The following is a 13,937-nucleotide window of genomic DNA, read 5'->3' as shown; positions in this document are numbered from 1 at the left end:
GAGGCGGCACTGCAGGCCGCCCGCGCGGCGTTCCCGGCCTGGGCGCGGCGCCCGCTGGAGGAGCGTGTCGGCGTGCTGGAGCGCTTCGCCGAGGTGCTCAAGGTGCGTGCCGACGCGCTGGCCCACTGCATCGGCGCGGAAACCGGCAAGCCCCTGTGGGAGGCCGCCACCGAAGTCACCAGCATGGTCAACAAGGTCGCCATCTCGCTGCAGAGCTATCGCGAGCGCACCGGCGAGAAGCGCGCGCCGCTGGCCGATGCCACGGCCGCGCTGCGCCACAAGCCGCATGGCGTGGTCGCGGTGTTCGGCCCGTACAACTTCCCCGGACACCTGCCCAACGGGCACATCGTGCCGGCGCTGCTGGCCGGCAACGCGGTGCTGTTCAAACCCAGCGAGCTGACGCCGAAAACCGCCGAGCTGACCGTGCAATGCTGGATCGAGGCCGGCCTGCCCGCCGGTGTGCTGCAACTGCTGCAGGGCGCGCGCGACACCGGCGCCGCGCTGGCCGGTCACGACGGCATCGACGGGCTGTTCTTCACCGGCTCCAGCCGCACCGGCAACCTGCTGCACAGCCAGTTCGCCGGGCGTCCGGAAAAGATCCTCGCGCTTGAGATGGGCGGCAACAACCCGCTGCTGGTCGATCAGGTCGAGGACCTCGACGCGGCCGTCTACACCATCATCCAGTCCGCGTTCATTTCCGCCGGCCAGCGCTGCACCTGCGCGCGCCGTCTGCTGGTGCCGCAGGGCGCCTGGGGCGATGCGCTGCTGGCGCGCCTGGTGGCGGTCAGTTCGACGATCCGGGTCGGCGCCTTCGACGAACAGCCGGCGCCGTTCATGGGCGCGGTGATTTCCCTGGACGCCGCGAAGCAGCTGCTCAAGGCGCAACGCCAGTTGATCGAGCGCGGCGCGGTTTCGCTGTTGAACATGTCGCAGCCGCTGGAAAACGCGGCGCTGCTGACGCCGGGCATCCTCGACGTGAGCGCGGTGGCCGGGCGCGACGACGAGGAACTGTTCGGCCCGCTGCTGCAGGTGATCCGCTACGCCGATTTCGACGCGGCCATCGTCGAGGCCAACGCCACCCGCTACGGGCTCGCCGCCGGGCTGCTGTCGGATTCGGCGGAGCGCTACGCGCAGTTCTGGCTGGAAAGCCGCGCGGGCATCGTCAACTGGAACAAGCAGCTCACCGGCGCCGCCAGCAGCGCACCCTTCGGCGGTGTCGGCGCCTCCGGAAACCATCGCGCCAGCGCCTACTACGCCGCCGACTACTGCGCCTATCCGGTCGCCTCGCTGGAAAGCGAACGTCTCAGCCTGCCCGCCACCCTGACCCCGGGAGTCAGCCTATGACGGCACATGAAATGAACTTCGACGGGCTGGTCGGGCCGACGCACAACTACGGCGGGCTGTCCTACGGCAACGTCGCCTCGCAGAGCAACAGCCAGACCGCTTCCAATCCGAAGGAAGCCGCGCGCCAGGGCCTGGCGAAGATGAAGGCGTTGCTCGATCTGGGCTTCCAGCAGGGCGTACTGGCCCCGCAGGAGCGCCCCGACATCGCCGCGCTGCGCCGCCTGGGCTTCTCCGGCAGCGACGCCCAGGTGGTGGAGAAGGCCGCCCGCGAAGCGCCGTTGCTGCTGGCGGCCTGCAGTTCGGCGTCCAGCATGTGGACGGCCAACGCCGCGACGGTCAGCCCCAGCGCCGACACCGCCGACGGCCGCGTGCACTTCACCGCCGCCAACCTCAACTGCAAGTTCCACCGCAGCATCGAGCACCCGCAGACCAGTCGCGTGCTGGCGGCGATGTTCGCCGATCCGCAGCATTTCGCCCATCACCCGGCGCTGCCGGCCGCGAGCCAGTTCGGCGACGAAGGCGCGGCCAACCACACGCGGTTCTGCCGCGACTACGGCGAGCCCGGCGTGGAGTTCTTCGTCTTCGGCCGCAGCGCCTTCGATGGTCGCTACCCGCAACCCTCGCGCTACCCGGCGCGGCAGACGCTGGAGGCCTCGCAGGCGGTGGCGCGCCTGCACGGGCTGAGCGACGCGGGCGTGGTCTACGCGCAGCAGAACCCGGCGGTGATCGATCAGGGCGTGTTCCACAACGACGTCATCGCGGTGGGCAACGGCGAGGTGCTGTTCCATCACCAGGACGCCTTCCTCGACAGCGAGCGCGTGCTCGCCGAGTTGCACGACAAGCTGGCGCGCCGCGGCGGCCGCCTGCAGGCGATCGGGGTGCCGCGCGATGCGGTGGCCGTGGACGACGCGGTGCGCTCCTACCTGTTCAACAGCCAACTGCTCAGCCGCGCCGATGGCAGCATGCTGCTGGTGGTCCCGGAGGAATGCCGCAGCAACCCGGCGGTGTGGCGTTATCTCGAGGGGCTCGCCGCCAGCGGCGGTCCGATCCGCGAAGTGAAGGCCTTCGACCTCAAGCAGAGCATGCAGAATGGCGGCGGTCCCGCCTGCCTGCGCCTGCGCGTCGCGCTCAACGATGCCGAGCGGGCGGCGGTCAATCCGGGCGTCGTGCTGACGCCGGCGCTGTACCAGGAACTGCTCGCCTGGGTCGATGCCCATTACCGTGATCGCCTTGGCGAAGCCGATCTGGGCGACCCTCAACTGCTGCTGGAATGCCGCACGGCGCTGGACGAGCTGACCCGGATACTTAAACTGGGCTCGGTCTATCCGTTCCAGACCAACTGATTCTCCCGGCCGCGGCTTCCCGCGGCCTCCGCCTTGCCATGCGGGCCGCGCCCGCCATCTGGAGTAACCCATGAGCGACGCCCTTCAATTGATCCTCGAAGACACCGACGGCACCCAACTGGAAACCTCCTGCACGCGTTTCGCCGTGGTCTGGCAGGGCCGCGAGCTGTGGATTCAGCAGAACAACGGGCAGTTGCTGATCGGCGTGGACATCGAGGACGGCGACAGCGAATACGCCAACCTGCTGCTGCGCCCGATGGCCACCAACCTGGTCAGCCTGCAGCTGGAGATGGAGCCGGTGGAAGCCGACGAGGAAGACGACGAACACGTGCACGGCCCGGATTGCGGCCACTGAGCAGCGCGCGACGCGCCAGACAGGGAGTACGCCCATGCTTGCCCTCGGCAAACTGCTTGAACTGACCCTGGTCCGCCGTGAGCCGACCGAGAAGATTCAACTGACGGTAGAGGGCGTTCGCCTGCACTGGCTGACCGAGGGAGTGCTCGAGGTCACTCCGCCCAGCGGCAAGGACGACGGCCTCGACCTGCTGCTCTCGGCGGGCATCCACGGCAACGAAACCGCGCCGATCGAACTGCTCGACCGGCTGCTGCAGGACATCGCCAGCGGCCGTTTGAAGCCCCGCGCGCGCGTGCTGTTCATGTACGGCAACCCGGATGCCATGCGCCGTGGCGAGCGTTACCTGGAGCAGGATCTCAATCGCCTGTTTAACGGCCGCCACGAGGACTCCAGCGGCTTCGAGGCCCTGCGCGCCGCCGAGCTGGAGCGGCTCGCCGCGGCCTTCTTCTCCCGCGCCGGGCGCGAGCGCCTGCACTACGACCTGCACACGGCGATTCGTGGCTCGAAGATCGAGCGTTTCGCGCTCTATCCGTTCGCCAGCGGTCGAGAGCATTCGCGGCGACAACTGGCGCGCCTGAGCGCGGCGGGGATCGACGCCGTGCTGCTGCAGAGCAAACCGGGGATCACCTTCAGCGCCTACACCTACACGCACCTGCAGGCCGAGGCCTTCACCCTGGAACTGGGCAAGGCGCGGCCCTTCGGGCACAACGACGGCGTCGACCTGCACCTGCTGGAGGCGCGCCTGGGCGCCCTCATCGAAGGCCGCGAGGACGCGGCGGACGACAGCCTCGACGATTTGCAGCTGTTCGCCGTCGCCCGCGAGGTGATCAAGCACAGCGATGCGTTCCAGCTTCATCTCGCCGCCGACGTGGAGAACTTCAGCGAACTGCCGCCGGGCTATTTGCTCGCCGAGGACATCGCCGGCAGCCGCTGGCTGGTGGAGGAGGAGGGCGCGCGGATCATCTTCCCCAACCCGAAAGTCGCCAACGGGCTGCGCGCCGGCATCCTGATCGTCCCCACCCAGGCTCCGTCCGGCGCCTGAATCACTCGCGCTGCCTGCACAATGCCGACGGCCGGCGCTATCCTGCGCGCCCGGCTGCCGTTCTGCGGCGGCCCGCCGCACTCACCGGAGCCCGAGAATGTCCCTGATCGACCTGCGTAGCGACACCGTCACCCAGCCCACTGAGGCGATGCGCGAAGCCATGGCCCGCGCGCCGCTGGGCGACGACGTCTACGGCGAGGACCCGACGGTCAACCGTCTCGAGGCCTACCTGGCCGAGCGGCTCGGCTTCGCCGCGGCGCTGTTCGTGCCGACCGGCACCATGAGCAACCTGCTCGGCCTGCTGGCGCACTGCGAACGCGGCGACGAGTACATCGTCGGGCAGCAGGCGCACACCTACAGGTACGAGGGCGGTGGCGCGGCGGTGCTGGGCTCGATCCAGCCGCAGCCGATCGAGATGGAGGCCGACGGTTCACTCGACCTGGCCCGGGTCGCCGCGTACATCAAGGAGGACGACTTCCACTTCGCCCGCACGCGCCTGCTGGCGCTGGAAAACACCATGCAAGGCAAGGTGTTGCCGCTGGACTACTTGGCCCGCGCCCGCAGCTTTACCCGCGAGCACGGCCTCGCTCTGCATCTGGACGGCGCGCGGCTGTTCAACGCGGCGGTCAAGCTGGGCGTCGAGGTGCAGGAGATCGCCCGGCATTTCGATTCCGTCTCAATGTGCCTGTCAAAGGGGCTCGGGGCGCCCATCGGTTCGGTGCTGTGCGGCAGCCAGGCGCTGATCGACAAGGCGCGTCGCTGGCGCAAGATGGTCGGCGGCGGCATGCGCCAGGCCGGCCTGCTGGCGGCGGCGGGGCTGTATGCGCTGGAGCACCAGGTCGAACGTCTGGCCGAGGACCACGCCAATGCGCAGCTTCTTGCCGAACAGCTGCGCGGGCTGGGCTTCGAGGTGGAGCCGGTGCAGACCAACATGGTCTACGTGCAGATGGGCGATCAGGCCGGCGCGCTAAAGGCCCGCGCCGCCGAGCAGGGAATCAAGCTGAGCACCGCGCCGCGCACGCGCCTGGTGACTCACCTGGATTTTCGCGCCGAACACATCCCGCGGGTCCGCGAGCTGTTCGCCGGCTTCCGCTGACCGCCGCGATGCCCCTCGGGGCGTTTCGCCCGATACCCGTATGCCTGTCGCCCCGATAGCGTGAGTCTATTCACAAAGCACTATCGGGCGGGCGCGGGGCCTATATAATGCGGCCCTTTGCCGTTATTTCCTGTCCGGCCGTTTCCCTGGAAAAATCCAATGAAAAGCGCAGAAATCCGTGAAGCCTTCCTCCGCTTCTTCGAAGAGAAGGGGCACACCCGTGTGGCGTCGAGTTCGCTGATTCCGGCGAACGATCCGACCCTGCTGTTCACCAACGCCGGGATGAACCAGTTCAAGGACTGCTTCCTCGGTCTGGAGAAGCGCGCCTACACCCGCGCCACCTCCAGCCAGAAGTGCGTGCGCGCCGGCGGCAAACACAACGACCTGGAAAACGTCGGCTACACCGCGCGTCACCACACCTTCTTCGAGATGCTCGGCAACTTCAGCTTCGGCGACTATTTCAAGCGCGATGCGATCAGCTACGCCTGGGAGTTCCTGACCTCCGAGAAATGGCTGAACCTGCCCAAGGAAAAGCTCTGGGTCACCGTCTACGCCTCGGACGACGAGGCTTTCGACCTCTGGACCAAGGACATCGGTGTCCCGGTCGAGCGCATGGTCCGCATCGGCGACAACAAGGGCGCGCCCTACGCGTCGGACAACTTCTGGGCGATGGGCGACACCGGGCCCTGCGGCCCGTGCACCGAGATCTTCTTCGACCACGGCGCCGACATCTGGGGCGGCCCGCCCGGCTCGCCTGAAGAGGACGGCGACCGCTACATCGAGATCTGGAACAACGTCTTCATGCAGTTCAACCGGACCGCGGACGGCGTGCTGCACCCGTTGCCGGCGCCGTCGGTGGATACCGGCATGGGCCTGGAGCGGATCAGCGCCGTGCTCCAGCACGTGCACTCGAACTACGAGATCGACCTGTTCCAGAACCTGCTGAACGCCTCCGCGCAGGCCATCGGCTGCGCCAACGAAGAGCAGGCCTCGCTGAAGGTGGTCGCCGACCACATCCGTTCCTGCGGCTTCCTCATCGCCGACGGCGTCACGCCCTCCAACGAAGGCCGCGGCTACGTGCTGCGCCGCATCGTTCGCCGCGCCTGCCGTCACGGCAACAAGCTGGGTGCCACCGGCAGCTTCTTCTACCGCATCGTCGCCGCGCTGGTGGCCGAGATGGGCGAGGCCTTCCCCGAGCTGAAACAGCAGCAGGCGCACATCGAGCGCGTGCTGAAAACCGAGGAAGAACAGTTCGCCAAGACCCTCGAGCAGGGCCTGAAGATCCTCGAGCAGGACCTGGCCGACCTGCAGGGCTCGGTGATTTCCGGCGAAATCATCTTCAAGCTGTACGACACCTACGGCTTCCCGATGGACCTCACCGGCGACATCGCCCGTGAGCGCGAGCTGACCCTCGACGAGGAAGGCTTCGAGCGCGAGATGGACGCCCAGCGCAAGCGCGCCCGTGCCTCCAGCGCCTTCGGCATGGACTACAACGCGCTGGTCAAGGTGGAGGGCGAGACGCGCTTCACCGGCTACCTGGGCACCACCGGCGAAGGCAAGGTCCTGGCGCTGTTCAAGGACGGCGCGGCCGTCGAGCAGCTGCACGCGGGCGAGGAGGGCGTGGTCGTGCTCGACCAGACGCCGTTCTACGCCGAGTCCGGCGGGCAGATCGGCGACGCCGGTTTCCTCAGCGGCGAAGGCCTGCGTTTCGACGTGCGCGACACCACCAAGGCTGGCGGCGCGTTCCTTCACCACGGCATCCTCGACAGCGGCTCGCTGAGCGTCGGTGCCAGCGTCGAGGCCACCGTCGACGCCTCGGTGCGCCAGGCCACGGCGCTCAACCACTCGGCGACCCACCTGCTGCACGCGGCGCTGCGCCAGGTGCTCGGCGAGCACGTGTCGCAGAAGGGTTCGCTGGTCGACAGCCAGCGCCTGCGCTTCGACTTCAGTCATTTCGAGGCGATCAAGCCCGAGCAACTGAAAGCGCTGGAAGACATCGTCAACCGCGAGATCCGCGCCAACACTGCGGTCGAGACGCAGGAGACCGACATCGAGACCGCCAAGGCCAAGGGCGCCATGGCGCTGTTCGGCGAGAAGTACGGCGATCGCGTGCGCGTGCTGAGCATGGGCGGCGGTTTCTCCGTCGAGCTGTGCGGTGGCACCCACGTGTCGCGCACCGGCGATATCGGCCTGTTCAAGATCACCAGCGAAGGCGGCACCGCGGCGGGCGTGCGGCGCATCGAAGCGGTAACGGGAGCGGCCGCGTTCGCCTACCTGAATGGCGCCGAGGAGCAGCTCAAGGAAGCTGCCAACCTGGTCAAGGGCAGCCGCGACAACCTGATCGACAAGCTCTCCGGTCTGCTCGAGCGCAATCGCCAGCTGGAGAAGGAACTCGCCCAGCTCAAGGCCAAGGCCGCGAGCAGCGCCGGCGACGACCTGGCTGGGTCGGCGGTGGACGTGAAGGGCGTCAAGGTGCTTTCCGCGCGTCTCGACGGGCTCGACGGCAAGGCGCTGCTGGCGCTGGTCGACCAGTTGAAGAACAAGCTGGGGCGCGCGCTGATCCTGCTCGGCGGCGTGCTCGACGACAAGGTCGTGCTGGTGGCCGGCGTCACCGCCGACCTGACCGGACAACTGAAGGCCGGCGAACTGATGAAGCAGGCCGCCGCGGCGGTCGGCGGCAAGGGCGGCGGTCGCCCGGACATGGCCCAGGGCGGCGGCAGCGAGCCGGCGAAACTCGACGAGGCACTGGCGCTGGCGAAAACCTTCGTCGAACAGAGTCTCTGATGTGACTGCCGGCGCCGATCGGGTATCGGCGCCGTGCAGGCCTTGGCAGTGGTTGGGGTTGTATGTTTAATGGGCGCCCTTCGCGGGCTTAGGCGGCTTTTGAAATGGCTTTGATCGTACAGAAATTTGGGGGCACCTCCGTCGGCACCGTCGAGCGTATCGAGCAGGTGGCCGAGAAGGTCAAGAAATTCCGCGAGAACGGCGACGACATCGTCGTCGTGGTCTCGGCCATGAGCGGTGAAACCAACCGCCTGATCGCGCTGGCGAAGCAGATCGACGAGCAGCCGCACGCACGCGAGCTGGACGTGATGATCTCCACCGGCGAGCAGGTGACCATTGCCCTGCTGGCCATGGCGCTGAACAAGCGCGGTGTGCCGGCGGTGTCCTATACCGGCAACCAGGTGCGCATCCTCACGGACAGCGCCTTCAACAAGGCGCGCATCCTGCAGATCGACGATCGCAAGCTGCGGGCCGAACTGAAGGCCGGCCGCGTGGTGGTGGTCGCCGGTTTCCAGGGCGTCGACGAGCAGGGCAACATCACGACCCTCGGCCGCGGCGGTTCGGACACCACCGGCGTCGCCCTGGCGGCCGCGCTGAAGGCCGACGAGTGCCAGATCTATACCGACGTCGACGGCGTCTACACCACCGACCCGCGCGTGGTGCCGCAGGCCCGCCGAATGGACAAGATCACCTTCGAGGAGATGCTGGAAATGGCCAGCCTCGGTTCCAAGGTGCTGCAGATTCGTTCGGTCGAGTTCGCCGGCAAGTACAACGTCCCGCTGCGCGTCCTGCACAGCTTCCAGGAGGGTCCGGGCACCCTCATTACCCTTGATGAAGAGGAATCCATGGAACAGCCGATCATCTCCGGCATCGCCTTCAACCGCGATGAAGCCAAGCTGACCATCCGTGGCGTGCCGGACAATCCCGGCGTGGCCTTCAAGATTCTCGGCCCGATCAGCGCGGCCAACATCGAAGTGGACATGATCGTGCAGAACGTCGCGCACGATAACACCACCGATTTCACCTTCACCGTGCACCGCAACGACTACCAGAACGCCCATGCCGTGCTGGAAAACACCGCGCGCGAAATCGGCGCCCGGGAAGTGGTCGGCGACGTGAAGATCGCCAAGGTGTCCATCGTCGGCGTCGGCATGCGTTCCCACGCCGGCGTCGCCAGCCGCATGTTCGAATCGCTGGCCAAGGAAAGCATCAACATCCAGATGATCTCGACGTCCGAAATCAAGGTGTCCGTGGTAATCGAGGAGAAGTACCTTGAGCTGGCGGTACGTGCGTTGCACACCGCGTTCGAGCTGGACGCGCCTTCGCGACCCGGCAACGAGGAATAAACCCCCGACAAAGGCGCTATTTCGCGCCTTTTGTCGTAATTGGCTGTGCCGGCGGAACTTTACGTTCCTCGAAGACGGTCAATACTGGGGAGCAAGCCCGGCCGGAAGATTGTGCCGGGCAGTAGTGAATATCTGCAGACACAGTTGTCTTGCTATGAATCCGAAAGGGAGTGAAAGGAATGCTGATTCTGACTCGCCGGGTAGGGGAGACCCTTATGGTAGGTGACGACGTTACAGTCACGGTGTTGGGCGTGAAGGGTAATCAGGTGCGCATCGGTGTGAATGCGCCCAAGGAAGTGGCGGTTCACCGCGAAGAGATTTACCAGCGCATCCAGAAAGAGAAAGATCAAGAACCAAGCCACTAATTTTTCTCAAAATTTTGGCTTTGCAAAGCGGGGGAACATGGGTATCATGGGCCCCGTTGCGGAGAGGTGGCCGAGTGGCCGAAGGCGCTCCCCTGCTAAGGGAGTACACCTCACAAGGGTGTCGGGGGTTCGAATCCCCCCTTCTCCGCCATTGCATTACCTGGGCGTGGTGCGAGTGAGTTGAACGGCAAGGTATTGAAATAGCTGACAACCTACTTGAATCACAGAGCGAGTTCCCTATAATGCGCACCCCATGCACTCATAGCTCAGCTGGATAGAGTACTCGGCTACGAACCGAGCGGTCGGAGGTTCGAATCCTCCTGAGTGCACCAATTTAGAATGGCTTGCAGCGATGCAAGCCATTTTGTTTCAACCAGCGGTGACCTGGTCCATCAAGCGCCACATGCACTCATAGCTCAGCTGGATAGAGTACTCGGCTACGAACCGAGCGGTCGGAGGTTCGAATCCTCCTGAGTGCACCATACAAGGAAGGGCCTGCAGCGATGCAGGCCCTTTTTCTTTGTCAGCGTTTTTTCTTCGCCTTGCTTTTCACGCAACCGGCTTCGTCGAAGGTCACCTGGCGGCTGCGGCCATTGCCGTCCGCCTCGTAGGTGTAGCGTACCTGGCCGTTCTGCGTGCTGACCTTATCCGGGCGGCCGAAGGCGCTTTCGATGTCTTGGCGGCTCATGCCGTCGCGCACTTCCCGGCGGATCGTCGCCTGGCGGCGCTGGCTGGCGTCCAGCAGGTTGCCGCAACCGTCATCCTGGCCTCCGGTCACCACCAGCTCGCGCGGCTTGGCCTGCTTCTTCCCGGACTTGACCCCGGCGTTCTTCTCCGGCGTCGCCATCGGCACCGGCTTGCCGTTGCCCGGGGTCGGGTTCTCGGCCTCTTGCAGCGCCTGCTGCTGGTCGATTGGGCAGCCGCGCTGGCTGAAGGTGACCTTGCCCGCGGCGTCGACGCAGCGGAACACGCTGGCAGCCGTCGCGGCGTGCGGCAGGCCCAGCGCCAGGGCGAAGAGCCCTGCGTATAGCGATCCATGCATGGAAACGTCCTCCTGACGAAACGAGCGCAGTGTAGTTGCTCGCCGCGCGCACGAGGTGTCCCAGCGTCGTTCCATGGCGTCGCACGGCTATTCAGCCTTCGCCGAGATTCGCTTCGCAAACGTTTGTTCTTGGTCGGGTTTTGTCGAGTGCAAAGGCGCCGGGCAGTGGGTATGATTGCCGGCGTCAGCCCCGCCGGGGCTTGTGGAACACCCCCATGGACTTACCCAGTAGTCGCTTAAAAGCCCGTTTCGCCGATCACATGACCGATTGAACCCTTGGCGCGCGCCGCTGCTGGGGGGGGAGTGCGCCATGAACGAAGTAGAAATCAAGAAACCGCAAGAAAGCCTGCAGGATCGCCTGGCGCAGGTGATCGATCTGCTGCACCGGCACAAGCTGGTGGAAGACCTGACGCACCGTCAGGAAGGCATGCACCACGATCGTGTGGAAAACCTGGTGCACCGGCAGAACCTCGCCGAGCTGCAACGCAAGCTCGATGAGCTTCACCCCGCCGACGTCGCCCACATCCTCGAAGCGCTGCCGCTCGACGACCGTCTGACCGTCTGGCAACTGGTCAAGTCCGAGAACGACGGCGACATCCTCCTCGAAGTTTCCGATGCCGTCCGGGAAAACCTGATCGCCGACATGGACGATCACGAGTTGCTCGCCGCGGCCAAGGAGATGGACGCCGACGAACTCGCCGACCTGGCGCCGGAACTGCCGCGCGACGTCGTCCACGAGCTGATGGAAACCCTCGATGCGCAGCAGCGCGAGCGCGTGCGTTCTGCGTTGTCCTACGAGGAGGACCAGGTCGGTGCGTTGATGGACTTCGAGATGGTCACCATCCGCGAGGACGTCAGCCTGGAAGTGGTGTTGCGCTACCTGCGCCGCCTGAAGGAACTGCCGAGCCACACCGACAAACTCTTCGTGGTCGATTACGACGGCGTGCTCAAGGGCGTGCTGCCGGTCAAGCGGCTGCTGGTCAACGACCCGGAGAAACAGGTCGCCGAGGTGATGGCCAACGATCCGGTGAGCTTCCACCCGGATGAGGACGGCTACGACGCCGCCCAGGCTTTCGAGCGCTACGACCTGGTTTCCGCTCCGGTGGTGGACAAGAACGGCAAGCTGATCGGCCGTCTGACCATCGACGAGATGGTCGACCTGATCCGCGAGGAGAGCGAAAGCGAAGTCCTCAGCATGGCCGGTCTGCGCGAGGAGGAAGACATCTTCGCCTCGGTCTGGAAATCGCTGCGCAACCGCTGGTCCTGGCTGGCGATCAACCTGATCACGGCGTTCATCGCGTCGCGGGTGATCGGCCTGTTCGAGGGTTCGATCGAGAAGCTGGTGGCGCTCGCCGCGCTGATGCCGATCGTTGCCGGCATCGGCGGCAACTCGGGCAACCAGACCATCACCATGATCGTCCGCGCGATGGCGCTGGATCAGGTCGGCACCGGCAACACTCAGCGTTTGCTGCGCAAGGAGCTGGCAGTCGCTCTGGTCAACGGGCTGGTCTGGGGCGGGGTGATCGGTGCGGTCGCCTATGCGCTCTACGGCAGCTGGTCGCTGGGCGTGGTGATGACCGCGGCGATGACGCTGAACCTGCTGCTGGCCGCGCTGATGGGCGTGCTGATTCCGATGACCCTGGCGCGGCTGGGCCGCGACCCGGCGATGGGCGCCAGCGTGATGATCACCGCGATGACCGACAGCGGCGGCTTCTTCATCTTCCTCGGCCTGGCGACCCTCTTCCTGCTCTGACCTCCCGCACCTTCAGTCCTGGCATTTGATCCCGGCGAAATCCTCGCGCAGTGCGGCGCCGCGCTTGAGCAGCGTGGCGCGCTGGGTGTCGCTGGCGCTCGCCATCAGGTCGACGAACAGGTCGATCCCGGCCTGTTCGGTGGCCGCGAACGCCTGGCGGTAACTCTCCGTCCATAGCGTTTCACGCTGCTGCAGGAGCACCTTGATCCGTCCGGCGAACTCCGCGCTGTGGCGCTGTTCGAGGGCGATCAGCAGCTCGTTCTGCCAGCGTACGCGGTTTTCCAGCCAGGCCTGGTTCTGCTCGCCCAGCGAACTCGACCACAGCCGTACGCGTTGCCGTTGCACCTCGCTGAGGCGCCCCATCCAGGTTTCCAGGCGTTTGCGCATGCGTTCGGCGCGCTCGTCGATCTGCTCCTGCAGCGGCACGTCCAGGTACTTCTCCCTGCGCTCGCGGCGGTCGTCGGCGAAGGACGTCGCCAGTTCCTCGACTTGCTCGTCGTTCAGGCCGCGCAGCATCTCCACCGTCGACGGGGTGATATCCTCCGCCACCGTGGCCACCGCCTGCTTCGCCTCCGCCAGCCGCGCGCGCAGCTCGGGTTCGCTGACCCGCTGCTCGGCGACCATCGCGTGGACCTTGTCCATCCAGGCGAGATAGCCCGGCAGCTGGGTCCTGCAGTGCCAGCTCAGCTGTTCGCGCAGCTGGCTGTCGAAAGCGCTGCGCTGCTCCGGGGTCATGTCCAGGTAGTCGCTCACCGACCAGGGAATCAGTCGGTCCAGATGGCGGTAGGCGAGGCCGATGCGGGTACAGCTTTGCAGCAGCAGGGCGCTGGCGAGCACCAGCAGGAACGCGTGTCGATAAGCAGGGCGCATGGAGGCAGTCTCTGTCCGTGACACCTCATCAGAGGCGCAAGAGGGTCTCGCAGTTCGCCCGGCGAGCCGACCACTGGCACGAGCGATGCCCGCTGGAGACGGTCAGTTAGGGATGATCACCGTTATCTGGAGCCTATCGATGACCGATTTCACCGCCGACTGGGCGACGATCCGGGACCTGCTGAGAATCGCAAGACGCGACGAAATACTCGGTTTCCACGATGCCAGCGTCGTGGTCGCGGCGCGCATCGGAACCCGCGCCGATGACCCCGAAGTCATCCGGGCGATCCTGGCGGCAGGCGGGGCGCTGGCCAGCAACGGCTTCATCCGCGCCTCGCTGCCGTTCGACGAGGAGGCGTGGATCTTCGCCATCCTGCCACTGGGTTCGCAGTTGCTCGATTGGCTGGACGACGAGGCGCGCTGGCGGCGGTTGCAACCGCTGCTCGACGAAGCGCTCGGCGGCACGAGCGATTCCTACCAGCCGCTGAGCGCGGATACCTTCAGCGATGCACTGGCCCGTGTCGCCGCGCACTGAGCGGCGGCCTACCTCGAGGAACTCCCATGAGCGGACGTAAACCGGCCGAAGCACGGCCAGGG

12 protein-coding genes and 3 tRNA genes are annotated in these 13,937 nt (G+C 66.1%); 13 read left to right on the top strand and 2 right to left on the bottom strand.

The genetic code is table 11. The annotated features are described in order from the left end of the window. The 11 genes from astD to B2X67_RS11005 all read left to right on the top strand — a co-directional run. On the top strand, window positions 1–1,344 hold a 1,344-nt coding region (astD, locus tag B2X67_RS11055), incomplete at its 5' end, for a succinylglutamate-semialdehyde dehydrogenase (RefSeq protein ID WP_286785520.1). Further along, window positions 1,341–2,687 (top strand): N-succinylarginine dihydrolase, encoded by a 1,347-nt coding sequence (astB, locus tag B2X67_RS11050; protein WP_286785519.1) that lies wholly within the window; start codon window positions 1,341–1,343, stop codon window positions 2,685–2,687. The genes astD and astB, both read left to right, overlap by 4 nt. Before the next feature lie 70 nt (window positions 2,688–2,757). Continuing rightward, window positions 2,758–3,042 carry a topoisomerase II gene (locus tag B2X67_RS11045; RefSeq protein WP_090230131.1) on the top strand — a complete coding sequence of 95 codons (285 nt, stop codon included), beginning with the start codon at window positions 2,758–2,760 and terminating at the stop codon, window positions 3,040–3,042. 34 nt (window positions 3,043–3,076) lie between these two features. Then, window positions 3,077–4,084, top strand: coding sequence for a succinylglutamate desuccinylase (astE, locus tag B2X67_RS11040; RefSeq protein ID WP_286785518.1), 1,008 nt, complete (start codon window positions 3,077–3,079; stop codon window positions 4,082–4,084). A gap of 97 nt (window positions 4,085–4,181) precedes the next feature. Beyond that, window positions 4,182–5,180 (top strand): low-specificity L-threonine aldolase, encoded by a 999-nt coding sequence (gene ltaE / locus B2X67_RS11035; RefSeq protein WP_286785517.1) that lies wholly within the window; start codon window positions 4,182–4,184, stop codon window positions 5,178–5,180. Window positions 5,181–5,339: 159 nt separating this feature from the next. Beyond that, complete coding sequence (gene alaS / locus B2X67_RS11030; protein ID WP_286785516.1) at window positions 5,340–7,964, top strand: alanine--tRNA ligase; 2,625 nt, start codon at window positions 5,340–5,342, stop codon at window positions 7,962–7,964. 104 nt (window positions 7,965–8,068) lie between these two features. Beyond that, window positions 8,069–9,310, top strand: a complete 1,242-nt coding sequence (locus B2X67_RS11025) for an aspartate kinase (protein WP_090230120.1) — start codon at window positions 8,069–8,071, stop codon at window positions 9,308–9,310. A gap of 179 nt (window positions 9,311–9,489) precedes the next feature. Then, on the top strand, window positions 9,490–9,675 hold the full coding sequence (csrA, locus tag B2X67_RS11020) for a carbon storage regulator CsrA (RefSeq protein WP_003283978.1): 186 nt from the start codon (window positions 9,490–9,492) through the stop codon (window positions 9,673–9,675). A gap of 60 nt (window positions 9,676–9,735) precedes the next feature. Continuing rightward, window positions 9,736–9,826: transfer RNA gene (locus tag B2X67_RS11015), tRNA-Ser, on the top strand. 104 nt (window positions 9,827–9,930) lie between these two features. Continuing rightward, window positions 9,931–10,007 (top strand) — tRNA-Arg (locus B2X67_RS11010). Window positions 10,008–10,080: 73 nt separating this feature from the next. Continuing rightward, window positions 10,081–10,157 (top strand) — tRNA-Arg (locus B2X67_RS11005). 41 nt (window positions 10,158–10,198) lie between these two features. Here the strand turns inward: B2X67_RS11005 and B2X67_RS11000 are convergent. Further along, a complete protein-coding gene (locus tag B2X67_RS11000) occupies window positions 10,199–10,717 on the bottom strand; it encodes a DUF4124 domain-containing protein (protein WP_286785515.1) in 519 nt (172 codons plus the stop codon). A gap of 310 nt (window positions 10,718–11,027) precedes the next feature. Here B2X67_RS11000 and mgtE point away from each other — a divergent pair, with 310 nt between their 5' ends. After that, entirely contained in the window at window positions 11,028–12,470 is a 1,443-nt protein-coding gene (gene mgtE / locus B2X67_RS10995; protein WP_090230115.1) for a magnesium transporter, read from the top strand. 12 nt (window positions 12,471–12,482) lie between these two features. On the opposite strand, the gene B2X67_RS10990 is transcribed toward mgtE, so the two are convergent. Further along, window positions 12,483–13,340 carry a DUF6279 family lipoprotein gene (locus B2X67_RS10990; protein WP_286785514.1) on the bottom strand — a complete coding sequence of 286 codons (858 nt, stop codon included), beginning with the start codon at window positions 13,338–13,340 and terminating at the stop codon, window positions 12,483–12,485. Between the two features lie 85 nt (window positions 13,341–13,425). Between B2X67_RS10990 and B2X67_RS10985 the strand changes: the two genes are divergently transcribed. Continuing rightward, window positions 13,426–13,875, top strand: coding sequence for a hypothetical protein (locus B2X67_RS10985; RefSeq protein WP_286785513.1), 450 nt, complete (start codon window positions 13,426–13,428; stop codon window positions 13,873–13,875). The last annotated feature ends 62 nt before the right edge of the window (window positions 13,876–13,937 follow it).

The organism is Pseudomonas sp. UBA3153 (assembly GCF_002364635.1).
Taxonomy (GTDB): domain Bacteria; phylum Pseudomonadota; class Gammaproteobacteria; order Pseudomonadales; family Pseudomonadaceae; genus Pseudomonas_O; species Pseudomonas_O kuykendallii.
The sequence above is the reverse complement of the archived record's forward strand: the minus strand, read 5'-3'. Positions and strand labels throughout refer to the sequence as shown.

Coding starts and splice junctions, on each gene's coding strand:
- B2X67_RS10990 (WP_286785514.1), bottom strand. CDS start 13,340: ATGCGCCCTGCTTATCGACACGCGTTCCTGCTGGTGCTCGCCAGCGCC.
- astE (WP_286785518.1), top strand. CDS start 3,077: ATGCTTGCCCTCGGCAAACTGCTTGAACTGACCCTGGTCCGCCGTGAG.
- B2X67_RS11045 (WP_090230131.1), top strand. CDS start 2,758: ATGAGCGACGCCCTTCAATTGATCCTCGAAGACACCGACGGCACCCAA.
- alaS (WP_286785516.1), top strand. CDS start 5,340: ATGAAAAGCGCAGAAATCCGTGAAGCCTTCCTCCGCTTCTTCGAAGAG.
- B2X67_RS10985 (WP_286785513.1), top strand. CDS start 13,426: ATGCCCGCTGGAGACGGTCAGTTAGGGATGATCACCGTTATCTGGAGC.
- csrA (WP_003283978.1), top strand. CDS start 9,490: ATGCTGATTCTGACTCGCCGGGTAGGGGAGACCCTTATGGTAGGTGAC.
- B2X67_RS11025 (WP_090230120.1), top strand. CDS start 8,069: ATGGCTTTGATCGTACAGAAATTTGGGGGCACCTCCGTCGGCACCGTC.
- ltaE (WP_286785517.1), top strand. CDS start 4,182: ATGTCCCTGATCGACCTGCGTAGCGACACCGTCACCCAGCCCACTGAG.
- mgtE (WP_090230115.1), top strand. CDS start 11,028: ATGAACGAAGTAGAAATCAAGAAACCGCAAGAAAGCCTGCAGGATCGC.
- astB (WP_286785519.1), top strand. CDS start 1,341: ATGACGGCACATGAAATGAACTTCGACGGGCTGGTCGGGCCGACGCAC.
- B2X67_RS11000 (WP_286785515.1), bottom strand. CDS start 10,717: ATGCATGGATCGCTATACGCAGGGCTCTTCGCCCTGGCGCTGGGCCTG.